This is a genomic window from Hyunsoonleella rubra (assembly GCF_042684665.1).
GTDB classification, from domain to species: domain Bacteria; phylum Bacteroidota; class Bacteroidia; order Flavobacteriales; family Flavobacteriaceae; genus Jejuia; species Jejuia rubra.
Map to the genome: position 1 here is coordinate 276,642 of NZ_JBHULY010000034.1, position 22,234 is coordinate 298,875.

Here is a 22,234-nt window from a genome sequence, read left to right on the forward strand (position 1 = left end):
ATATATGAAGAAAAAAGTGTTTGTATTCTTTCCAGATGGCGTGGGCTTAAGAAACTTTGCTTTTACGGATTTTAAATCGGTAGGAGAAGCAATGGGATTTGAGGTGGTATATTGGAACAACACTATTTTTTCGCTTAAAGACAACTTAGGATTCAATGAAGTGAAAATTGAAGACCAATCCAGTCATCCACTATTGCCGATATATTCCCGGGCTAGAAAAAGAGCCGAGTTAAATGTTTCCAAAGATAAGTTTAATGATGCCGTCTACCCAACGTATAAGTTTCCATTTAGCTATAAGGGATTAAAGAATATAATTCGTACCATTTATACTAAAGTGCTAATTGGGCTTTATTCTTCTGAAAAGGGTATTGAATATTTAAGAAAGCGAATTAACAAATTGGAACGTTCAACTTCAAAATATGCCTATTGCAGGTCTCAATTAGAGGCACACAAGCCGGATTTAATTTTTTGTACTACGCAAAGGGCCACGCAGTCCATTAGTGCCTTATTGGCGGCTCAGGATTTGGGGATACCTACGGTAGCTTTTGTGTACTCATGGGATAATGTGCCTAAGGCCATGCAGGTGGTGGAAACTGATTATTACTGCGTTTGGAGCGATTTGATGAAGGCACAAGTGTTGCAGTATTATCCCTTTGTAAAACCAGAGCAGGTTTTTGTAACGGGAACACCGCAGTTTGAACCCCACTATGATGCTTCCCTATTTGAAAGGAGGGAAACATTTTTTAAGAAGTATGATTTAGACTTAACCAAGAAATATATCTGTTTTTCAGGTGATGATGAAACCACTTCGCCTTTAGACCAGTACTACTTGGAAGATTTGGCAAATGCCGTACGAAAGCTTAATGAAAAAGGCGAAAACCTTGGTATTATATATAGAAAATGCCCCGTAGATTTTACTGATAGATATAATGCCGTAATAGAAGCCAATAATGATATTATTAAAGTATTGGACCCTATATGGAAGCAAGTAGGTAGCCAATGGAATCAGGTGTTGCCAACTCCTGAAGATTTTAAAATGCTTTATAATGTCTGCGAACATAGTGAGTTTGTAACCAACGTTTGCTCCTCAACGGTTTTTGATTTTGTGGCTCATGACAAGCCCTGTATTTATTATAATTACGAACAACCACAACTGAAAAAGAGTATCAGGGATATTGGTCAAAACTATAAATATGTACACTTTAGAAGTATGCCAAGCAAGGAGGCCGTTGTGTTTTGCACGGATAAAAAGGATTTGGAAAGTCAGGTAAAGCAAATTTTGGACGGGCAATTATCAAATGTTCACGAATGTAAAAAGTGGTACAGAATTGTGGTAGGCGAAACCCCAACTGAAGCTTCAAAGAATATTTGGAATACAATTTCTGGGATATTGCAATGAAAGTAGGTTATATAACATCAGAATATCCACATCCTAAAATAAGCCATGCGGCGGGTATCGGTACAAGTATAAAAAACTTGGCCATTACCTTGGTGAAAAAAGGCGTTGAGGTTACGGTGTTTGTATATCATCAAAATACCTCAGAAGTTGTCATGGATGAAGGAGTAGAAATTCATTTGATTAAAAAGCAGAAATATTCTTTATTTACATGGTACTTCTACCGAAAACATATTCAAAATTATGTGAATACCATAGTCAGAAATAAGAATATCGAAATTTTAGAAGCACCCGATTGGACTGGAATTACGGCATTTATGAAGTTTAAAGTGCCTTTAGTAATTCGGATGCACGGTAGCGATGCCTATTTCTGCAAATTAGAGGGCAGAAAACAAAAATTTAAAAATTTTGTATTCGAAAAGTATGCGTTTAAAATAGCAAAGGCCTATATAGCCCCAACAGCATATGCTGGCCAAGAAACGGCAAAGATCTTCGGATTGGATAAATCCAAAATCAAAACGATTCACTATGGCTTAAAACTGGAAAATTTTGAAAATAAAACACCAGAGGCGTATCACAGAAATCGAATATTGTATATTGGAACTATTATCCGAAAAAAAGGCGTATTGGAGTTGGCTGAAATCTTTAACAAGGTGGTCGATGAAAATCCCAAAGCAGAGTTGATGCTTATTGGAAGTGATTCGCCTGATGTTAAAACTGGCGCATCATCCACTTACCAGTTAATGGAAGAAATTTTTACCGACACGGCTAAAGTACGTGCCAATTACTTGGGGAAGATTCCATACAATGAGGTAAAACAACAAATAATGGATGCGCATGTTTGTGCCTTTCCTTCCTATGCTGAAACCTTGGGGATGGTAACTATCGAGTCCATGGCAATGCAAAAACCGGTGGTAAATACGAGTATAGGTTGGGCTCAGGAATTGATTAATGATGGTATTGACGGCTATTTGGTGCACCCCTCAAAGCTTGATATTTATGCTCAAAGATTGTTGGGGCTATTGGAGGATGAACCCCTGTGCTCAAGTATAGGAGTTGAAGCTAGAAAGAAGGTTGAGGCACGTTTTGACATTGATAAAAATGCAGATATCAACCTTAGCTATTATAAGTCGCTGTTGCCATGATTTATATCATACATGGGGAAAATAAGGTGAAAGAAGTACTGGATGAAAATCTTCAGACTCTGCCTTTCGAAACTAAGTTAGGTTTAACGGATAACCTATTTTTATTGGCAGAACGATTTCCTGAAGAACTCATTATTTGGTCACATGAAGCATGTCAGGATTTCATCAATACTCAAAGTATTCCTAAGATTTTTCATCATAAACGTATTATGGCCTCATTCGGCGTAAATGAAACGTATTACATCACTGATGCTATTGGCTATGTGGACCAATCGGTCTATATAAAGGTTAATAGAAGTGTAACCTTTCCAACATGGATAATGAGTAGTGATATTGGAGGAATGCATGCAAAACTTTTGAATACAGTTTTTGAAGGTATCAAAAGGTATTCGGATTTTGATTATTTCTTAAATACCATAGCTAAACAGGCCATGCCCCAAGGGCTCTTTTGCTATTCCGTACCGAGTTTATTATCCTCGAAACCCCATAAAGGCATAGAAGTTAAAAAGATTTCCAGCTTTAAATTATTCAAATTTGTCAGGGAAAATTACAAGCTGGTCTGGGTTTTTGTTCTTTTCTTTCAGAGGATTATGCAAGAGAAGCAATTCCCATTTTTATCATTGTTGAGGAGTTTGTTTTATAAAAGAAATATTAGTGATTTTGATTTTACAGAAGTACTGATAGTCTCTTCAAAAGAACTAATCCAAAAGAAGGAAATTGATGTTGTTATTCCAACTATCGGTAGAAAACCATACTTGCATAACGTTTTGAAGGATCTTTCTAAGCAAACAATTTTGCCCAAAAATGTCATTATTGTAGAGCAGGATCCTGATAAAAATTCAAAATCCGAGTTGGATTATTTGACGAATGAAGACTGGCCTTTTCATGTTAAGCATAAATTTATTCATCAAACGGGTGTCTGCAACGCCCGAAATCTTGGGATGGGTTTGGTAGAAAGCGAATGGACATTTTTAGGCGATGACGATAACCGATTTGAGTCCGATTTAATCGAGTCGGTGTTCCATGAAATTGAAAAGATTGGAGCAAAAGCCATTTCCACGGTATATATTAAGCCCGATGAAACACAAAGTTTCTTTAAAACATCCCAGACTTCAATTTTTGGGGGAGGCAATAGTTTTGTGAAATCAGAGATGTTAAAACACTTAAAATTTGATTTGGCTTATGAATTCAATTATGGCGAGGATTCAGATTTTGGAATGCAATTGCGGCATTTGGGGGAAGACGTCATTTTTTGCCCCAATATAAAAATCACGCATTTAAAAGCTCCTGTTGGTGGCTATCGTGTTAAAGTGATACAACCTTGGTCCGATGAACCAATATTGCCCAAGCCATCCCCAGCAATCATGCTCTTCAATTTAAGGTATTTTTCAAAAGCCCAGTTGCATACATACAAGCTTTTACTTTTCTTAAAGTTTTACAAGCACCAGAATAAGAAAAACCCATTTGGATACTGGCGTTTAATGAAAAAAAGTTGGAAGGTCAGTACGGTTTGGGCACATAAATTAATGGAAAGAGCCAATGCTTAAATTGTACACAGATATAAGCTTTTTGACCGAACAATATCGTGGCTACGTTTTTCCAGTATTGTTCGATTTGCATTATGTAAAAAGTGGGCCATTGCAAAAATATTATAGCCTAACGGATGATTTATATAGTGCGAATATTGTTGTGTTTCCTGTAGATTATTCAATTTTTTATAAAAACAGAAAAGCTTTTGACGCCTTAATCGGTAAAGCAAAAACTGCCCATAAACCGATTTGGATTTATACTGCTGGTGACTTTGGATTTACAGTTCATATTCCCAATAGCACCACTTTTAGGCTGGGGGGATTTCATTCCGAATTAAGCCAAAACTCCTTTATACTGCCTTCGTTTGTAAATGATCCTTACGAAACGGTTTTAGAAGGTCAGTTTGTAGCACTGCCAAAAGAAATCAAGCCCACAATCGGTTTTGTCGGACATGCCAATACAGGCATGACCAATTACTTGAAATCGTATTTGAGCCATCTTAAATTAAGGTTGAAAAATACTCTAAATTCATCATATTTTGATATGCAGCCATTTTATCCTTCTGGCCAAAAGCGGTTTCAATATTTGATGAAATTGCAGGGAGGTAACCATTTCAAAACCAATTTCATTTTAAGAGATAAATATAGGGCTGGTGTTTCAGGCGAAAATGAGAAAGTCAATACAACCAAGGAATTTTATCAGAATATCTTTGATAATCTGTACACCTTCTGTATCAGGGGGCTAGGGAATTTTTCAGTACGGTTTTATGAAACATTAGCAGTTGGAAGGATTCCAATCTTAATAAATACGGATTGCAGATTGCCTCTGGATGCAATGATAAATTGGGAGGAACATGCCATAATATTAGATTCCTCAGGTAATACTCCAATTGAAACCCAAATTCTCAATTTTCATAATTCAAAAACGAATGATGAACTTGTTGGAATTCAAAACAGCAATAGGCTACTTTGGGAAACCCATTTGCGACGGCATTCGTATTTTGTGAAAATTCACGATATATTTATAAATAATGAAAGCAATGCCTAAGCCGTTTACCCTTATCGTTTGTACCTATATGCGTGCCGAGGCGTTGCTACGATTATTAAATTCTGTTAGGGGACAGACTTTATATCCAAATGAAATTTTAATAATCGACGGTTCAACCGATGATAAAACAGACAGCGTTCTGAAAGAAAATACGTTTGAAAATCTGAAGTATTTTAAAGTTGCAGAACAAGATAGGGGCTTGACAAGACAACGTAATTTTGGAGTTCAAAAAGTCTCGCATACCTCCGAAATCATCTGTTTTTTAGATGATGATGTGGTTCTGGAAAAGGATTTCTTTAAAGAATTAATAAGCGCCTACGACAAATATTCTGATGCAGTGGCCGTCGGTGGTTATATCACCAATGAAGTCAATTGGGAGCGGGAAGGTGGTACAAAAACAAAAGATAATTTTTATTTTGATGGTTGGATGCGTAAAGAATCGTCAAGATTTAGAATACGGCAATTTTTTGGTTTGCAACCGGACCGGTCGCCCGGTTTTATGCCAACATTTTCACATGGTCGTTCCATTAGTTTTTTGCCACCTTCAGGTAAAATATATCCGATAGAAATGATGATGGGCGGTGTGGCGAGCTATAAAAGAAAAGTGTTTCAAACACTAAAATTTTCTGAATATTTTGAAGGCTACGGATTATATGAGGATTTAGATTTTTCTTTCAGAGTAGCTAAGCTTGGAAAGATATATGTCAATACGGCTGCAAGGTTAGGGCACTATCATGAAGCCAGTGGCAGGCCCAATGCTTTTAAATATGGAAAAATGGTGGTGAGAAACGGTTGGTATGTCTGGCGTGTAAAATACCCAAGTCCTCCATTCAAAAATCGTTTAAAGTGGAACCTAACTGTTTTGTTGTTAACTGCTTTACGAAGCACTAATATATTTAATAGCCCCAAAAAGCAGGAAGCTTTCACGGAATGCGCAGGAAGATTTGCAGGTTTGTTATCTTTGGTGGTCAATAAACCCAAGGTAGAATGACCAAATCGGCGTTTTTAAAGGCAAATGTAATCCACCCGTTCAATGGGAGGGGTTGTGCTTCTTTTGAAGCGGATAAAATGCGTTTTGAAGACGGTAAGGATGTCGAAGTTTTAAACGGTATTCCAGTTTTGATTGATGAGTCCAAAAGCATTTTTAGGGTAGATGATGTCCTTAAAAGTGCCCCTATCACTCAAGATTCAGGTTATCGGAATAATAGTTTGAAGAACCGCGTTCGGAAGTCGATTTTGCCTCAATTGTCCAAAGATTTTTCTTTTGAAAAGCGCTACCAGAAATTAGCGATGGGGGTTCGAGGTAAAAAGGTTCTTGTCATTGGAGCTGGTGCCAAAATTGAAGATTATAATGCACTTTTTTCAGATGCATTGGTAATCACTTCGGATGTGCATTTGCAGTTTAGTCCAGATATTGTTTTTGATGCACATCAAATTCCTTTTAAGGACGAAACGTTTGATTTGATTATTGCCGGACAGGTTTTGGAACATACTTTTCGACCCTGGGAAGTGGCAAAAGAAATGCAAAGATGCGTCAAACATAATGGGTTATTGCTAGTAGAAATTCCATTTAATTTCCCATACCACAGTCCGCCATATGATTTTTTTAGATTCACTTTTACGGGTTTAAGAAGCTTGTTTCCCAATTGTGAATTAAAGCGTTACGAGGTTTCTGAGGGCCAAGGGAGCGCGGTAGCCGTGTTCAATAGTCAATTTCTGGTAGATTTGTTTTCTAACAGATACCTCAGGATGGTTATGGTATTCATTTCCCGGTTTTTGTTTGGATGGATAAAATATTTGGATCTGTTTAGAAAAAGAACCACATACAGACGGATTTACGCGCCAATGGGTTTTAGTATGCTGTTCAAAAAGGATGGCAGGCAAAGAAAAGATGCAGAACTCTTAGAGGCATATTATAATTTGAAAAATAAGAAAAAAGTATAAGCACTCATGTTTGGGTTTTCATCGGATATTAAAAGATACAAGGCTTACAGTGGCAATAAACGGGGATGGGTGCTAGTGGTGTCGCATCAAGGTTTGTGGGCGCTTTTTGTGTATCGGTTTTCAAACTATATTTTTAATAAAAGGCTTCCGAAAATTCTAAAAAAAATACTTCTATTTTTCTGTGTGGTATGGCAAAAATTTATTGAAATACTTACTGGAATATCAATTGCCTATTCGGCACAAATAGGAAAAGGATTTTATGTAGGTCATTTTGGAGGCATTATCATTAATGCTTCAGCTATTATTGGAGAAAATTGTAATATTTCGCAGGGGGTTACCATTGGAGTTAGTGGCAGAGGTGAAAAACGAGGTGTTCCAAATATTGGAAATAATGTTTATATAGGTGCAAACGCTGTAGTTGTTGGGGGTATTACTATTGGCGATAATTGTGTGATTGGGGCTAATTCTCTGGCAAATTCTTCTTTTGAAGCTAATGTTACCATACTTGGTGTGCCAGCCAAAATTGTATCTAATAATACTTCAAAAGGCTATATCTAATGCAATTTTTAGTGATAACGGATGCGCCAACATTATTAGAGGAGGGACGACAGACGTCCTATGCTCCTTATGTAGTAGAAATGGATATTTGGTTCAACAATACAGATCAGGCTACCATTGTTTCTCCCACCAAATACAGCTCCAATCTGTTAACGGCTGCCTTTAAGAAACAGCCCAAAGTGATTTCCATTCCTGCAATTCATTTTTCATCTTTTATGTCAAGCGCTTTCAGTGTCCTAAGATTGCCAATTGTTGCCTTTACACTTTTCAGGGCAATGGGCCGGGCAGACCATATTCATTTGAGGTGTCCAGGCACAATTGGACTTCTTAGTTGTTTTGTTCAAATCCTTTTTCCAGGAAAAACCAAAACTGTAAAATACGCTGGCAATTGGGATCCAAAATCCAAACAACCGTTAAGTTATCAGCTTCAAAAGAAGATATTGTCCAATACCTTTTTGAGCAGAAATATCAAAGTTTTGGTATATGGTAAATGGGAGAAACAATCAAGGAATATCCAACCATTTTTTACTGCTTCATTTAAGGAAAATGAAAAAGAAGGTTGGTCCGAGCGTCATTATGATGGAAAATTGGAATTTGTTTTTGCTGGAAGTTTGGTGTCAGGGAAACGGCCACTTTTAACAATAAAAATAATAGAACAACTTCGCCATAAAGGAGTAGAAGTTAGATTGGATTTTTATGGGGATGGCCCGATGAAAAATGAAATTCATAAATATATTTTGGATAGTAACTTGCAGGATGCTGTAGCAATGCATGGCAATCAACCTATTGCCATATTGAAGGAAAAACTAAAGCGAGCCCATTTCTCTATTTTACCATCCAAGTCCGAGGGATGGCCAAAGGCTTTGGCAGAAGGGATGTTTTTCGGTTCAATTCCCATCGGGACAACAGTGTCCTGCGTTCCGTACATGTTAGGTTTTGGTGAAAGGGGAATTTTAATTGAACCTAACGCATCAAGTGCTTCAGACGAAATTATTAGCCATTTATCCGATAGCGATAAATTAAAGCAAATGGCTAAATTAGCATCCCAATGGTCCCAACAATTCACTTTGGAAACCTTTGAACAAGAAATCAAAAAACTTTTAAAAGGACAGTAATGCGTGTATTGCAACTCATAGATTCTTTGGAAACGGGTGGTGCCGAAAGGGTTGCAGTAAATTTAGCCAATGCATTGGCAACGCGTATCGCTGTGTCCTTTTTATGTGCCACTCGAAAAGAAGGCTTGCTTAAATCGGGCTTAAACCAGAACGTTCAATATGTTTTTTTAGATAAGAAACGTACATTTGATATTCAGGCTATTAGGACGCTTTTTAAGTTTGTGAAATCAGATCGAATTGATATTATCCACGCACATTCAACTTCTTTTTTTTTGGCAACTTTGATAAAGCTTTTATTGCCAAAAGTAAAAATCATATGGCATGACCATTATGGGAATAGTGAGTTTGTTAATAAAAGAAAATCAGGGGTTTTAAGGTACTGTTCAAAATATTTCTCGCACGTGATTGCCGTCAACGAAGTCTTAAAACAATGGAGCATCAAGAACTTGAAAATAGATAATGTTGATTTTTTGTCTAATTTTTCAATCCAGGATAAGATTGAACCACAAACAAGTTTAGCTGGTACATTGGGTAAAAAAGTAATTCATTTGGCAAATCTGAGACCTCAGAAAAATCATGAATTGCTTTTTAAGTCCTTTTCTTCAGTAATTAAAGAACATCCTGATTGGACGTTGCATTGCGTAGGTGAAGATTTTAAAGATGACTATTCAAAAAAAATTAAAGCATTCATTGAGGAGAATAATCTTGGCTCAAATATTTTTATTTATGGTTCCAAACCTGATGTTGCTAATATTTTAAGTCAAAGTACTATAGGCGTATTATCTTCTGATTCTGAAGGTTTGCCCTTGGCAGTATTAGAATATGGAATGGCCGGTTTGCCTGTTGTCGCTACCAATGTAGGAGATTGTGATCTTATTGTATCAAACGAAAAAGAAGGTTTATTGGTTGAACCAAATGATTTGGAGTTGTTCTCAAATAGTCTTTTAAAGCTTGTAGAAAACCCAGATTTAAGAGAAAAACTTGGACAAAATCTTAAGAATAAAGTTTTTGAGAATTTTTCAGAAGAAAAGATAGTAGAGCGTTTGTTAAATATTTACCAAAGCACTCTCAAATGAATCTGTCACTGTACCATAAATTGATATTGTTTCATATTGGTCTTGGCCTTGCAGTTTTTGCGTTTAAGCCCTTGGCTTTGCTATACTTTGTTTTCATTTCGATATTTTGGGGATATAAAATCATAAATGTATCACAACAGAACAGAGTATTCTATGTCCTTTTAGCATGTGCATATGTTGTAGGTATTGAGGTGTTCTTAAGGATGAACGAAGGGACCTTTTTCTATGAGGCCAGTAAATATCTTGTTATAGTTTTTATTCTTCTTGGCATGTTCACCACCAGCTTTAATAGTAAGGGTTTAGGCTATGTTTTATACGTTATTTTATTAATTCCGTCCATTTTTGTAGCGGTTTCTGAAATGGGTTTTGAGACCAACATTCGAAAGGCAATTGCCTTTAATTTAAGTGGCCCCGTGTGTTTAGGACTGGCGGCCATATATTGTTATGGCAGGGTAGTGACATTAAACCAAATTAAGATGGTACTCATTGCTGTTTTGATGCCACTAATCAGCATGACCGTTTATTTATTTTTGTATACTCCGGATGTTCAGGCGGCAATTACGGGGACGGAGTCTAATTTTGCTACTTCAGGTGGGTTTGGTCCAAATCAGGTGGCCACGGTCCTTGGTATGGGTATGTTTGTGCTTACCACGCGTTTTTTTATGTCTAAGGAAAATAACTTATTAAAAATTATTGATTTGTTGCTATTGGGTTTATTGAGTTTTAGGGCGATAGTGACATTTAGCCGAGGAGGTGTAGTGACTGCCATAATTATGATTCTATGCTTTCTTATGATTTATTATGCAAAGGTCAATTTTAAGTACAAGCGAAAAATTTTACTGTCCCTGACCATATTTTTAGGATTGGCATTTTTTACATGGGTTTTTAGTTCTATCCAAACAGGAGGATTTATTGATAAGCGCTATGCCAACCAAGATGCAGCTGGAAGGGAAAAAGAAGATATAAGTACGGGGCGCACAGATCTGATTGCTTTTGAAATAAAGGAATTTATTGCTCATCCGGTTCTAGGTATTGGGGTTGGAAAAATAAAGGAACGGCGGTTAAGCGAAACGGGGCTCCTAGCGGCTTCCCATAATGAGCTGAGCAGAATTTTAGCGGAACATGGCCTATTTGGGGTTTTTGCTTTTCTCATTCTCTTGTTGGCACCACTACTTCACCGGATAAAAAATAGGTCTAATATATTTTTCTATTCTTTCTATATTTTTTGGTTGCTGACAGTGAACCATTCTGCCATGAGAATTGCCGCTCCGGCGTTTATATACGCACTTTGTTTGTTAAATATTAAATATGAAAAACGTCCTTTACATAGGAAACCAATTATCGCAAAGCCATAAAACGGCAACAACAATTGACACCTTAAGTGCGGATTTGCGCAATGAAGGATACACCGTTTTTACTACTTCCAAAAAGCAAAATAAGGTTCTGAGGTTAATGGATATGCTATTTCATATTGTAAAGTATAAAAGCTCCGTGGATTTAGTTTTAATAGATACTTACAGTACCACTAATTTTTACTATGCCTATGCATGTAGCCAATTATGCAGATTTTTTAAGTTGAAATATGTTCCAATTCTCCATGGTGGGAATTTGCCTGAACGTCTCAAAACATCCCCTAAGAAGTCACATCAAATTTTCTATAATGCCCATATTAATTTGGCTCCTTCTCTATATTTAAAGCACCATTTTAGTAAAGCAGGTTATAAAAATTTGGTATTCATTCCAAATACAATACCACTGGATCGATACAAATTTCAAAAACGAAAAATTGATAAAGTTAAGATGCTTTGGGTGCGCTCTTTTTCAAAATTGTACAACCCTTTATTGGCTGTCAGGCTATTGAAATTGCTTAAGGACGAAGGTGTTCAAGCCTCGTTATGCATGGTGGGGCCAGATAATGATGGAAGTATGAAGGAAGCCAAAGTATTGGCAAAAGAACTTGAAGTGGACATTGAGTTTACAGGTAAATTGTCAAAATCAGAATGGCATGCTAAAGCTTCGGATTTTAATGTCTTTATAAATACTACCAATATTGATAATATGCCGGTTAGTGTGATAGAGGCCATGGCTTTGGGCTTACCCATTGTTTCAACAAATGTTGGTGGGTTGCCTTATTTGCTAGAAGACAAAGAGGATGCGATTTTAGTAGAACCGAATGATGCAAACCTATTTAAAGATGCTATTTTAGATCTCAGGAAAAATCCGGGTGAAGTGGATAAAATGACATCAAAGGCACGCCAAAAGGTAGGGCAGTTTGATTGGAAAGTAGTGAAGCAAAGATGGTTTTCGGTACTTTCTTAACCTTGGTTATCAAATTAACTTAGTATATTTGGGCAGCTTAGTAATCCTCTCCCGACCTGATGCCTAAGAACACCATACATTTTAATATATCAGAGCGTAAAGTATTGTTGCGGCTTTTTGATCTGGTTTCCATACTTTTTGTGCTGTATTTTGTGGGCAACACTTTTGCTTTCGACTACTTTTCAATCACTCAGGAAAACTGGAAGTGGATATTCGTTTTGGTCGTTTATATTTGGGGGTTTGGAACCATTTTCGAGCTTTACGATTTGCAGAAATCCAGTAAGTTTGAAAAGGTTTGGGTAAATATTTTGCTTACCGCCTCCGTCACAGTTTTGTTCTACTTGTTGACCCCGTTTTTAACACCAGTTTTACCAGAGAACCGCTTGCAAATTCTCTATTTTTTCCTATCAATTTTGCTAGCCCTTTTTATCTGGCGTTTTGCATATATTAATTTCGTTACCTCACCCCGATTTTACAGAAAAGTACTGATAGTAGGTGAAACCTCAAACATCAAAACGATTTTAAAAACATTCATGGATGCAGACCCGAACTATAAGGTCGTTGGCTTCATTAATTGCGAAATTAACAAATCTGAAAAGGTAAGATTTAAGGATTTGCGGGAGTATCACCCTAGAGAGATTTATGATATTATTAAGGAGGAAAATATTTCGGAAATTGTGATTGCCACTTATAATTCAGAAAATATTACTTCGGAAATATATCGTGATTTGATCACCCTTTTGGAAGGTGGGGTTCCCATTAAAGAATATACTCAGGTGTATGAGGAATTGACACAAAGGGTACCCGTTCAATTTGTTGGAAAGGATTTTTATAAATATTTCCCTTTTAGCCGAAGCAACCAAAACAAAATGTATCTTTTTTTTCACCGTTTTTTTGATATGTTGATTTCGTTGATAGGCCTAGTTTTCGGAATAGCACTATTACCGTTAGTGCTTTTGGGGAATCTTATTGCTAATCGTGGCCCGCTTTTTTATAATCAGGAACGTATCGGGAAAAATGGAAACCTATTTAAGATTATTAAATTTCGTACCATGGTTAGAAATGCGGAAAAGGATGGGGCTGTTTGGGCAAAGAAAAACGATCGTCGGATTACGCCTTTCGGCAGATTTATGCGAAATACCAGAATTGATGAAATACCACAGTTCGTTAATATTCTCAAGGGCGACATGAGTTTAATAGGGCCGAGGCCAGAACGCCCTCATTTTGTGCGGGAGCTTTCCCAAATACTGCCTTTTTATGAAACGCGGCATATTGTGAAACCAGGTTTAACCGGATGGGCCCAGGTAAAAACACGTTATGGTTCGTCTATAGATGACAGCTTGCTTAAGCTTCAATATGATCTATATTACATCAAACATCGAAGTTTTGTGCTAGACGTCAATATTTTTGTTAAAACTTTAAGTACGGTAATTTTTTTCCGGGGCCAGTAGCAAGTTTACGATTTACTGCGGTGATTTACCAAAAACAGGTAACGAACAAAAAGGGCAATCAAAAGAGGTATCAATCCAATAGCAAATACTTGCACCCCAATTAGCCAATGTAAAGTCAATAGACAAAGAAGAATAATCAGCAACTTCAAATATTTGACAAACCAAGCGCTAGGTTTGGACTTGAACAATTGAAACACAGCAATCAAATTTAGAGCGTTGGCCCATAGTAAATTGTAATTTTGATGCGTGCCTTTGTGGTCGGTGGCGAACCATAATAATAGGATAATTACCCCGGCTAATCCCGTCAAAACAAATAAAACAATATCTAAAACTTTGGTTTGCCTTTTATTCTTGAAATCCTTATGGGTGATAAAAAGAATAGTCAGGCTAAGAATACCAAGTACGAAAAGAGGGCTAAATAGGAAGTTGGAGTCATCTGAAATAGGTTCTGGATCAAATAATACACGACTCTCTTTCACTAGAGGAACATCCGTACTTCCGAAAGTAGCCTTTTCAAAAAAAAGATAGATATTTTCTGGTAAAAACATTTGTTGTTCGGGAGTCGCTTTTCTGTCGATTACGGCACCTAAAGCCAAATCGATTCCAAAACTTCCCCAAGAATTTCGGTTGACGTTTTCGTGAATAAGTTCTCTAAATGTAGCATCCTCATAATCCTCTGGGATATTAAACTTAATGGAACTGTCTGTGGCCATGTTTGTAACGTCCTTGATGCGAGTGGCACAATTGTCAAAAAAGAATTCGTACAGATAACGCCGGTTTTCTGGTTTGTAATTTTCTATAAGAAACTCGTAGAGTTTTTGTTTTTCAGATGCTGAAATATTTAAAATCTGCTCTTTCACACTTCTGTTTTGTTGGGCGTACGCGTAAAAGAAATTGTCAAAACGATCTACCCCGATAAGATAATTCAATTTCCCTTGGGCAAATTTTAGATAAAAATTGGGCGCATCAAAATCGTAAACCCCATAGTTGAATACCAAATCAAGACCCTTCGTCTTGTCCTTAATCCGTATGCCACTGTGTCCGAATGCATCATTTAAGGATGTGCCTGGCCCTATTGTCAAAACACTTACCTCAGCAGTTTCGGATAGCTGCTGTGCATGGGTTGTTAAGAACAGAAATGAAAAAAATAGGAGTAATGTTTTTCGCATTATCTAAAGATACTAAAATCGAGTTTTAGGGAAAATACATTAGAATATAGGGCCACACTTTGGTCACCAATATCGGTAAATGCGTAATCGATTTGAACGCCACTATATTTAAAGCCTACACCAAAACTAGGTTGAAAGCTGAGCTGTTCAGAGTTGTCAATCTGTAATTCATTTTGAAAATTACCAAGGCCACCCCGCAAATATACCATATCAACATATCCAAATTCAAATCCTAAGGCAGGGTTAATACTCGCAAAGGACGATGAAAAAATATCGTTGTTTTCTTCAAAACGCACATTCAAATTCATGGAGGCCAATAGGGTATAATCGTAATGAAAGGTCATTAATTTTGAAATGCCGATTTGCAATTTAGGTATGGTAATTTCTGTAGTTTCCGGTAGTTCCTGGTTTTGGCCGTCTACGGCATCTCGAATAGTGGCAAATTCGTCTTCATCAATAGCCCAAGCATTAAAAGTAGTGGTGATATCACGGGCCATCACACCAAACTTCCAATCATTTCTGGTTTCAAATTGAATTCCAGCATCCAATCCAAATCCCCAAGATGAAGCAAAATCTCCGATGATCCTCCGAATTACTTTGGCATTAACACCATAACTGATACCATCGTGCAAAGCCAGCCGTCTGGCATATGAAAACGTTAAACCATAGTCTGCCGTAGAAAATAAGCTAATTCTATCGTAGTTAATATTGCCTTGTTCATCAATAAGTTGGGTAGTATTCAAAATGTCATCCACAGCAAATCGAATCAATGAGATTCCAATGGCACTTCTATCATCCAAAGGCATCGCGAAGGCGGCGTAGTCATAATTGGCGATATTGGCAAAATAGCTGGAATGCATCAATGCCAATTGGTTGTCTTCCAAATGCACCAAACCGGCAGGGTTCCAATAACCAGAATTTACATCCGAAGAATGTGCCGTTACCGCACTGCTCATACCCAAAGCGGCCGCATCCACACCAATATTCATAAACTCGTTGGAATACTTCCTAACGGTTTGACTAAAGACGGAGAGCGTAACTAAGCTAAATAATGCAGTTGTAAAAAACCTCAATCGCAATTTTTTTGCAAAGATGCACATTATACCCTTTTTATCATAGCGTATCCAATAAAAACACCTTATTTATGCATTATATTACAACGTAAAACGGTGAGATTTGTTGCGCATGTCCTTTATTTTGAAACACAAAAATTACAGGAAGTGCCACAGAGTAAAATTGTTTGTTATTTTTACCAAAACATTTTTTATGAAACAATACATACCCAATGCACTGACCCTTCTTAATTTGTTGTGCGGGTGTATTGCTGTTATTTTTGCTGTGAACGACAGTTTTGTGGTTGCCGCATTCTTCGTGTTTTTAGGGATATTTTTTGATTTTTTTGATGGATTTGCTGCAAGGAAATTGAAAGTGCAAAGCGAATTGGGCTTACAGTTAGATTCTTTGGCCGACGTGGTAACTAGTGGATTGGTGCCAGGGCTTGTGATGTTTAAATTGTTAGAGGTAGTTGAATCAGATTGGGGAGAGGTTGATTTGTCAAAGGATTTTGGTATACCCTTGTTGCCCCTGTTTGGATTGGCAATCACTCTGGCTTCTGCTTACAGGCTCGCCAAATTCAACATTGACACCGAGCAACAGAATTATTTTAAGGGCTTGCCAACACCCGCAAATGCCTTATTGATTCTGTCCTTGACATTGATTCTCGAGTTTCAAGATAACGATACCATTAATGCCATCATTTTAAACAAATGGTTTTTAATTGGGCTGACCATTTTTAGTTGCTGGATTTTAACTTCAAATATTAAGCTCTTTGCCTTAAAGTTTAAGGACTACAGTTTTAAGGCCAATGCCACGCGATACATTTTTATCATCTTGTGTGTGGTACTCCTTATTGTTTTGCATTTTGGGGCCATTCCTGTCATCATTTTGCTTTACATCGGTATGTCTGTTCTTGATAATTTAACCTCAAAATAATTTAAATAGAGCATGGCTTCAGGTTTTTTCGCGTTATTGGACGATATAGCTGTTTTGATGGATGATGTGGTAGCCATGAGCAAAATTTCTACTAAGAAAACAGCCGGGATTTTGGGTGATGATTTGGCGGTGAATGCCGAAAAGGCTACAGGGTTTGTAGCCTCCAGGGAGCTCCCTGTGCTTTGGGCAATTACCAAAGGCTCTGCCTTAAATAAACTCATCATTTTACCAATAGCTTTTTTGTTAAGTGCTTTTGTCCCAATTGCTGTTATTGTGGCTTTGGTACTTGGCGGATTGTATTTGGCTTATGAAGGTGCTGAAAAAATATATGAATTTTTCTTTCACAGAAATCATAAGAACGAGCATAGAGTGTACACCGATAAAACCTTAACCCAAGAAGAACAGAAGGTAGTCGAAAAGAAAAAAATAAAGTCAGCTATTTTTACGGATTTCATATTATCCGTGGAAATTGTAATTATTGCGTTGGGTACAGTATTGGAAAAGCCAATTTTGTTCCAAATATTGGTGGTTTCAATTGTATGTTTGATTGCCACGGTTGGTGTTTATGGTATAGTAGCGCTTATCGTTAGAATGGATGATTTTGGATATAGGTTGCTGAAGATGAGCTCAAAGGAAAATGGCGTTTTGGCAACCCTTGGAAAGTTTTTGATTAGGGCGCTTCCATTAGTAATTAGAAGCCTCTCTGTAATAGGAACCATTGCCCTTATTTTAGTAGCGGGTGGTATTTTTGTACATAACTTAGAGCCCATTCACCATTTTTTAGAGAAATTTACTCTTCCGTCCATAATGAAAGAGTTTGTGGTGGGTTTGCTTGCAGGTTTTATTGTTTTGCTGTTTGTTAATGTTATTCAGAAAGTGTTCGTTAAAAAGCATTAATGTTTTGGCAAATACGTCATTCTGGTTTGTCGGAACTTCCTTTTTTAGGCGAACGCTTGGCTTTTTTTAAACTTTCGTTTAGCATCCATTCAATTTGGCCATTGGTGCTACGGAATTCATCCGCAGCCCATTTTTCAATAGCTTTAAGCATGTCCTCATTTATGCGTAATGCAAAAGCCTTTTTCTTAGCCATTTTTAACTCTTATTTGAATATTTTGCTAAAATAATATCTACGTCTTTTCTTCTATGGGTTCCAATTAAAATTTTTTTATTGTCTGCAAGAGTCAATTGTATGCCTTCGTCTCCCGATACATTTATGGCAGTCCCTTTTTCTTTTTTCCAGAAAAGACCACCCTTTAAGCCCCAGCCACCATATTCCGATAGGGCGTCGTAAGTTCTAGTTTCTGCATGTTTAATTTTTTTCCACGGTATGGTTTTCATTTTAATATGAAATGGGAAAAACTGGTAGTGTACGCCGATGTCATCAATCCTTGTTTTTAATTTAAACATAAAAATTATTCCGTTAGCTAGGATGATAATTGTTGTCGCAATTATGACATTGTTTAAATTCATTTTTTGGTCCAAAAAGGATTTATAAATAATTACAATAGGAACTACTGAAGCAATTATCAATAAAACAATTAACCATTTTTGGGTGAAACGTTGTTCTTCTATAAAAACTCGCATGGTGATTAGTTTATTGATTTAAAGTTCCAGTGTTTAAAACAGGCGAAGCGTCTTTATCTCCACACAGTATGACCATCAAGTTACTGACCATGGCCGCCTTGCGCTCTTCGTCTAAATCTACTATATCTTTTTTGCCCAATTCTTCAAGAGCCATTTCCACCATGCTTACAGTCCCTTCAACAATTTTGTGGCGTGCTGCAACAATGGCCGTGGCCTGTTGTCTCTTTAGCATTGCATTAGCAATTTCCTGAGCGTAGGCCAAATATCCGATTCGTGCCTCAAGAACTTCAATACCAGCAATGGACAAGCGTTCGTCTATTTCTTTTTCCAGTGTAGCACTTACCTCATTGACGCTGGACCTTAATGTGATATCTTCAGTATGTCCTTCGTCAGCAAAATTGTCATAAGGGTACATGCTTGCTAATTTTCTAACTGCGGCATCAGTTTGTACGCGCACAAAATTTTCGTAGTTGTCCACATCAAAGGCGGCCTTGTAAGTGTCCTGTACACGCCAAACAAGAATGGTACTGATCATGATGGGGTTGCCAAGTTTGTCGTTTACTTTTAGACGTTCGCTATCAAAATTACTGGCTCGGAGGGATATTTTCTTTTTGGAATAAAATGGATTGACCCAGAAAAATCCATTTTTATTTACGGTACCTACATATTCTCCAAACAGCAAAAGCACGCGGGAATTGTTAGGTTGGACCATGATAAACCCTTTTACAATAAGGACGGCTAGAATAATGCCAATCACAAAAAGTACCTGTCCCGTAGTCAAAATTAAGGCAACACTCCCCAATAGAAGGATTAGAAAAACAAAGAGCATTAGATATCCATTGGCTGGGGTGATTATTTTTTCTTCTTTCATGATATAAAGATTTAAAACGATATTAAAATGATATCATAAAGATATAATAAAATTTTCGAATAAATGCATGGATTGCTAAAACATTATCAATATTGATTTCAAAAAATAAGGTTATAAGGAGCGTATATGCACCAAAGACTATTGTGCTATACTGCCTGTTTTTAATAACTATGATGGTAAAAAGTGGATTCCTGCATGCGCAGGAATGACAGAAAGGTTTAATGAGACATGAGTTAGTCTCTTATTTTCTTCTTTCGCAACTCGAAGTTTTGGCCCAAATACACTTTTCGAACCATGGCGTCATTGGCCAGTTCTTCAGGTTCTCCGGCTTTAAGGATACTACCTTCAAACATCAGATAAGTTCTGTCAGTAATGGCCAAGGTTTCCTGTACGTTGTGGTCCGTAATCAGGATGCCGATATTCTTTTTGGTGAGTTGCGCAACGATGCGCTGAATGTCCTCAACCGCCACGGGGTCCACCCCGGCAAAGGGTTCGTCCAAAAGGATAAAGTTAGGGTCAGTAGCCAGAGCTCGGGCAATTTCAGTACGGCGACGCTCCCCACCGGAAAGCAAATCGCCACGGTTTTTACGGATATGCCCCAAGCCGAATTCCTCAATCAGGGATTCCATTTTTAGGCGCTGTTCCTTTTTGCTCAATTTGGTGAGTTGCAGTACGCTTAAAATATTATCCTCAATACTTAATTTTCTAAATACCGAAGCCTCTTGTGCCAAATACCCAATTCCGTTTTGCGCACGTTTGTACATGGGGTAGTTTGTGATTTCGGTATTGTCCAAAAAGATATGGCCACCGTTAGGTTTGATGAGCCCAACAATCATGTAAAATGATGTGGTTTTTCCGGCTCCGTTAGGACCTAGAAGTCCCACGATTTCGCCCTGGTTTACCTCAAGGGATACATCCTTTACTACTTGTCGTCCGCTGTAGGACTTCATCAAATTTTCGGCTCTTAGAATCATGGGTGCAATTACGGAAATTTTAATTAATTGTGGAAATTGTACTGGGCGTATAACGTTTTGTTAACGGTTTTTGTTGTTGTACGGTTGGCGGATTGCCTGAATGCTTGGGCAAATCCTGGGTTTTGGCAGAATAGCCCGCGTTAGGGATTGAACGGCCTGTTTGAGCTCCTCGAAGAGAGCGAGTAGTGAAAGCCCGACCCGCAGGGGAACGCCCAAAAAAATTAACGCTTCACTTTTTCCTTTCGCCTCTGGTTGCGCACTACGATTTTTGAAATGTAAATGCTGATTTGGTACAGAATTAAAATAGGAATAGCAACGATGACCTGACTGGCTACATCGGGCGGTGTGATGATGGCGGCCAAGATAAGTACGATAACCAAGGCATATTTTCTGTAGGTTTTGAGGATTTCGGGGGTGACGATGCCTACTTTGGTCAAGAAGTAAATAATGATTGGCAATTCGAAAATAAGCCCAGAAGCGAGCACTGAGGCCCGAATCAAACCGATATAGCTGTTGAGGTCAAAATCGTTATGTACGCGGTCTGCTACGGAGTAGGTGCCCAAAAAGTTGATAGACAGTGGGCAGATAATATAGTAACCGAAAAGCACGCCGATAAAAAATAACAGTGATGAGATAACGATAAACCCTTTAGAATACTTACGCTCGTTATCATGCATGGCTGGGCTGATAAATTTCCAGAGCTCGTAAATGATGTAAGGAAAGGCGGTTATAAATCCAAAAGTTATCGATGTCCAGATATGCGCTGAAAACTGCCCGGCCATGGTCCGGCTTTGCACTTCAAAATCAAATTCGGTATTGCAAAAACTTTCAAAACCTAAAAGTTGTGAGGCTTTGCAGAGAATATCGTAAGTCAAGAAATCTGATTTTGATGGCCCAAAAATTAGCACTTCAAAAATAAAACCTTTTAAAAGAAAGGCCACTGTTGCGGCGATGATTACCGCTACGACACATCTGATCAAATGCCATCGCAACTCTTCCAGATGATCCAAAAAGGACATCTCGTTAACATTCTTCTTCGTCATTATATAATTCCTTCTTTTACCAGATCATGTAAATGGACCACTCCACCATACTTGCCATTGTCTTCCACCAAAATTTGGGAAATGCCATTGTCTTCCATAACTTCTTTGGCGTCAATAGCCATGGCATCAGATGAGATGCGTTTTGGATTTTTGCTCATGATATCTTTGGCCTTAAGTGATGAGAAATCATCAGTTCGGCTTAACATCCTACGTAAATCACCATCAGTAATTACCCCAACGATGCTTCCGTTTTCCAGAACCGCCGTAACCCCTAGCAATTTTTCGGATATTTCAACAATTACATCCTTAATACTGGCATTGGCATTTACCTGTGGCTTTCGGTTTACTGAGGCAATGTCGTTTACTCTTAAATATAGCTTTTTACCCAAGGAACCACCCGGGTGGTATTTCGCAAAATCGTTACTGGAAAACCCACGTTTTTCTAAAAGACAAACCGCTAGTGCATCCCCCATTACTATTTGTGCCGTAGTACTTGTGGTTGGAGCCAAATTATTTGGGCAGGCTTCTTTTTCAACAAAGGCGTTCAAAACATGGTCGGCTTGTTGTCCAAGGAAAGATGCCACATTTCCAGTGATGGCAATCATCTTATTTTCGGCCATTTTTATCAACGGGACGAGTACTTTAATTTCTGGTGTATTCCCACTTTTTGAAATACAAATCACAACGTCATCCTTCAAAATCAAACCTAGGTCGCCGTGAATGGCATCGGCGGCATGCATAAAAATGGATGGTGTTCCCGTAGAATTCAAAGTGGCCACAATTTTTTGTGCGATGATGGCGCTTTTGCCAACCCCAGTGATGATTACCCGTCCTTTGGAATTAAAAATCAACTCCACTGCATCCGCGAAATCGTCATCTAAATGTGTTGCTAAATTTGAAATTGCTTTGCTCTCCATGTCAATGGTTTGCCTCGCTGTTTCAATAATTCTCGCTTTGTTGTTCAAATTTATTGTTTTTATAGTGTTAGCACTTTTAAAGAAATTGTTATCTTTAGTGTCC

22 protein-coding genes are annotated in these 22,234 nt (G+C 37.8%); 14 read left to right on the forward strand and 8 right to left on the reverse strand.

Translation table 11 applies throughout. The features are described 5' to 3' along the window. Positions 1–4 precede the first annotated feature (4 nt). From ACFSR8_RS14435 to ACFSR8_RS14490, 12 genes are read left to right on the forward strand one after another with little or no spacing between them, the layout of a single operon-like run. Entirely contained in the window at positions 5–1,399 is a 1,395-nt protein-coding gene (locus ACFSR8_RS14435; RefSeq protein ID WP_380293251.1) for a UDP-glycosyltransferase, read from the forward strand. After that, positions 1,396–2,541: a glycosyltransferase family 4 protein gene (locus tag ACFSR8_RS14440; protein ID WP_380293253.1), complete on the forward strand. Its 1,146-nt coding sequence runs from the start codon at positions 1,396–1,398 to the stop codon at positions 2,539–2,541. Before ACFSR8_RS14435 ends, ACFSR8_RS14440 begins: the two co-directional genes overlap by 4 nt. Then, positions 2,538–4,088 (forward strand): glycosyltransferase family 2 protein, encoded by a 1,551-nt coding sequence (locus ACFSR8_RS14445; protein WP_380293255.1) that lies wholly within the window; start codon positions 2,538–2,540, stop codon positions 4,086–4,088. Before ACFSR8_RS14440 ends, ACFSR8_RS14445 begins: the two co-directional genes overlap by 4 nt. Continuing rightward, positions 4,081–5,118 carry a hypothetical protein gene (locus ACFSR8_RS14450; protein ID WP_380293258.1) on the forward strand — a complete coding sequence of 346 codons (1,038 nt, stop codon included), beginning with the start codon at positions 4,081–4,083 and terminating at the stop codon, positions 5,116–5,118. The genes ACFSR8_RS14445 and ACFSR8_RS14450 overlap by 8 nt, the downstream gene beginning before the upstream one ends. Next, the gene (locus ACFSR8_RS14455) at positions 5,102–6,109 is read left to right on the forward strand and encodes a glycosyltransferase family 2 protein (RefSeq protein WP_380293260.1); all 1,008 of its coding nucleotides are present in this window, start codon (positions 5,102–5,104) and stop codon (positions 6,107–6,109) included. Before ACFSR8_RS14450 ends, ACFSR8_RS14455 begins: the two co-directional genes overlap by 17 nt. Then, a complete protein-coding gene (locus ACFSR8_RS14460; RefSeq protein WP_380293262.1) occupies positions 6,106–7,062 on the forward strand; it encodes a class I SAM-dependent methyltransferase in 957 nt (318 codons plus the stop codon). The genes ACFSR8_RS14455 and ACFSR8_RS14460 overlap by 4 nt, the downstream gene beginning before the upstream one ends. A 6-nt stretch (positions 7,063–7,068) precedes the next feature. Continuing rightward, complete coding sequence (locus tag ACFSR8_RS14465; protein WP_380293264.1) at positions 7,069–7,620, forward strand: serine O-acetyltransferase; 552 nt, start codon at positions 7,069–7,071, stop codon at positions 7,618–7,620. Continuing rightward, positions 7,620–8,735, forward strand: a complete 1,116-nt coding sequence (locus ACFSR8_RS14470) for a glycosyltransferase family 4 protein (protein ID WP_380293266.1) — start codon at positions 7,620–7,622, stop codon at positions 8,733–8,735. The genes ACFSR8_RS14465 and ACFSR8_RS14470 overlap by 1 nt, the downstream gene beginning before the upstream one ends. Before the next feature lie 26 nt (positions 8,736–8,761). Next, positions 8,762–9,811, forward strand: a complete 1,050-nt coding sequence (locus ACFSR8_RS14475) for a glycosyltransferase family 4 protein (protein WP_380293268.1) — start codon at positions 8,762–8,764, stop codon at positions 9,809–9,811. Beyond that, complete coding sequence (locus tag ACFSR8_RS14480; protein WP_380293270.1) at positions 9,808–11,166, forward strand: O-antigen ligase family protein; 1,359 nt, start codon at positions 9,808–9,810, stop codon at positions 11,164–11,166. Before ACFSR8_RS14475 ends, ACFSR8_RS14480 begins: the two co-directional genes overlap by 4 nt. Beyond that, positions 11,120–12,130: a glycosyltransferase family 4 protein gene (locus tag ACFSR8_RS14485; RefSeq protein ID WP_380293272.1), complete on the forward strand. Its 1,011-nt coding sequence runs from the start codon at positions 11,120–11,122 to the stop codon at positions 12,128–12,130. The genes ACFSR8_RS14480 and ACFSR8_RS14485 overlap by 47 nt, the downstream gene beginning before the upstream one ends. A gap of 59 nt (positions 12,131–12,189) precedes the next feature. Next, complete coding sequence (locus ACFSR8_RS14490) at positions 12,190–13,581, forward strand: sugar transferase (protein ID WP_380293274.1); 1,392 nt, start codon at positions 12,190–12,192, stop codon at positions 13,579–13,581. A gap of 5 nt (positions 13,582–13,586) precedes the next feature. On the opposite strand, the gene ACFSR8_RS14495 is transcribed toward ACFSR8_RS14490, so the two are convergent. Beyond that, positions 13,587–14,750, reverse strand: coding sequence for a lipoprotein N-acyltransferase Lnb domain-containing protein (locus tag ACFSR8_RS14495; protein WP_380293276.1), 1,164 nt, complete (start codon positions 14,748–14,750; stop codon positions 13,587–13,589). Beyond that, the gene (locus tag ACFSR8_RS14500) at positions 14,750–15,823 is read right to left on the reverse strand and encodes a putative type IX sorting system protein PorV2 (protein WP_449272397.1); all 1,074 of its coding nucleotides are present in this window, start codon (positions 15,821–15,823) and stop codon (positions 14,750–14,752) included. The genes ACFSR8_RS14495 and ACFSR8_RS14500 overlap by 1 nt, the downstream gene beginning before the upstream one ends. A gap of 193 nt (positions 15,824–16,016) precedes the next feature. Here ACFSR8_RS14500 and ACFSR8_RS14505 point away from each other — a divergent pair, with 193 nt between their 5' ends. Continuing rightward, on the forward strand, positions 16,017–16,742 hold the full coding sequence (locus tag ACFSR8_RS14505) for a CDP-alcohol phosphatidyltransferase family protein (RefSeq protein WP_380293278.1): 726 nt from the start codon (positions 16,017–16,019) through the stop codon (positions 16,740–16,742). Between the two features lie 12 nt (positions 16,743–16,754). Beyond that, a complete protein-coding gene (locus ACFSR8_RS14510; RefSeq protein ID WP_380293280.1) occupies positions 16,755–17,639 on the forward strand; it encodes a DUF808 domain-containing protein in 885 nt (294 codons plus the stop codon). Positions 17,640–17,655: 16 nt separating this feature from the next. Here ACFSR8_RS14510 and ACFSR8_RS14515 read toward each other — a convergent pair whose 3' ends face one another. The 6 genes from ACFSR8_RS14515 to ACFSR8_RS14540 form a co-directional block, all read right to left on the reverse strand. Then, a complete protein-coding gene (locus tag ACFSR8_RS14515; RefSeq protein WP_380293282.1) occupies positions 17,656–17,832 on the reverse strand; it encodes an Arc family DNA-binding protein in 177 nt (58 codons plus the stop codon). A gap of 2 nt (positions 17,833–17,834) precedes the next feature. Beyond that, positions 17,835–18,326: a hypothetical protein gene (locus tag ACFSR8_RS14520; protein WP_380293284.1), complete on the reverse strand. Its 492-nt coding sequence runs from the start codon at positions 18,324–18,326 to the stop codon at positions 17,835–17,837. Positions 18,327–18,336: 10 nt separating this feature from the next. Next, a complete protein-coding gene (locus ACFSR8_RS14525; protein ID WP_380293286.1) occupies positions 18,337–19,197 on the reverse strand; it encodes an SPFH domain-containing protein in 861 nt (286 codons plus the stop codon). 233 nt (positions 19,198–19,430) lie between these two features. Next, positions 19,431–20,171 (reverse strand): LPS export ABC transporter ATP-binding protein, encoded by a 741-nt coding sequence (gene lptB / locus ACFSR8_RS14530; protein ID WP_380293288.1) that lies wholly within the window; start codon positions 20,169–20,171, stop codon positions 19,431–19,433. 221 nt (positions 20,172–20,392) lie between these two features. Next, entirely contained in the window at positions 20,393–21,214 is an 822-nt protein-coding gene (gene tatC / locus ACFSR8_RS14535; RefSeq protein WP_380293290.1) for a twin-arginine translocase subunit TatC, read from the reverse strand. Next, entirely contained in the window at positions 21,214–22,179 is a 966-nt protein-coding gene (locus tag ACFSR8_RS14540; protein ID WP_380293292.1) for a KpsF/GutQ family sugar-phosphate isomerase, read from the reverse strand. The genes tatC and ACFSR8_RS14540 overlap by 1 nt, the downstream gene beginning before the upstream one ends. Between the last annotated feature and the right edge of the window lie 55 nt (positions 22,180–22,234).

Coding starts and splice junctions, on each gene's coding strand:
- ACFSR8_RS14450 (WP_380293258.1), top strand. CDS start 4,081: ATGCTTAAATTGTACACAGATATAAGCTTTTTGACCGAACAATATCGT.
- ACFSR8_RS14465 (WP_380293264.1), top strand. CDS start 7,069: ATGTTTGGGTTTTCATCGGATATTAAAAGATACAAGGCTTACAGTGGC.
- ACFSR8_RS14495 (WP_380293276.1), bottom strand. CDS start 14,750: ATGCGAAAAACATTACTCCTATTTTTTTCATTTCTGTTCTTAACAACC.
- ACFSR8_RS14490 (WP_380293274.1), top strand. CDS start 12,190: ATGCCTAAGAACACCATACATTTTAATATATCAGAGCGTAAAGTATTG.
- ACFSR8_RS14480 (WP_380293270.1), top strand. CDS start 9,808: ATGAATCTGTCACTGTACCATAAATTGATATTGTTTCATATTGGTCTT.
- ACFSR8_RS14510 (WP_380293280.1), top strand. CDS start 16,755: ATGGCTTCAGGTTTTTTCGCGTTATTGGACGATATAGCTGTTTTGATG.
- ACFSR8_RS14435 (WP_380293251.1), top strand. CDS start 5: ATGAAGAAAAAAGTGTTTGTATTCTTTCCAGATGGCGTGGGCTTAAGA.
- ACFSR8_RS14515 (WP_380293282.1), bottom strand. CDS start 17,832: ATGGCTAAGAAAAAGGCTTTTGCATTACGCATAAATGAGGACATGCTT.
- ACFSR8_RS14525 (WP_380293286.1), bottom strand. CDS start 19,197: ATGAAAGAAGAAAAAATAATCACCCCAGCCAATGGATATCTAATGCTC.
- ACFSR8_RS14485 (WP_380293272.1), top strand. CDS start 11,120: ATGAAAAACGTCCTTTACATAGGAAACCAATTATCGCAAAGCCATAAA.
- ACFSR8_RS14440 (WP_380293253.1), top strand. CDS start 1,396: ATGAAAGTAGGTTATATAACATCAGAATATCCACATCCTAAAATAAGC.
- ACFSR8_RS14505 (WP_380293278.1), top strand. CDS start 16,017: ATGAAACAATACATACCCAATGCACTGACCCTTCTTAATTTGTTGTGC.
- ACFSR8_RS14460 (WP_380293262.1), top strand. CDS start 6,106: ATGACCAAATCGGCGTTTTTAAAGGCAAATGTAATCCACCCGTTCAAT.
- ACFSR8_RS14455 (WP_380293260.1), top strand. CDS start 5,102: ATGAAAGCAATGCCTAAGCCGTTTACCCTTATCGTTTGTACCTATATG.
- ACFSR8_RS14445 (WP_380293255.1), top strand. CDS start 2,538: ATGATTTATATCATACATGGGGAAAATAAGGTGAAAGAAGTACTGGAT.
- ACFSR8_RS14520 (WP_380293284.1), bottom strand. CDS start 18,326: ATGCGAGTTTTTATAGAAGAACAACGTTTCACCCAAAAATGGTTAATT.
- lptB (WP_380293288.1), bottom strand. CDS start 20,171: ATGATTCTAAGAGCCGAAAATTTGATGAAGTCCTACAGCGGACGACAA.
- tatC (WP_380293290.1), bottom strand. CDS start 21,214: ATGACGAAGAAGAATGTTAACGAGATGTCCTTTTTGGATCATCTGGAA.
- ACFSR8_RS14470 (WP_380293266.1), top strand. CDS start 7,620: ATGCAATTTTTAGTGATAACGGATGCGCCAACATTATTAGAGGAGGGA.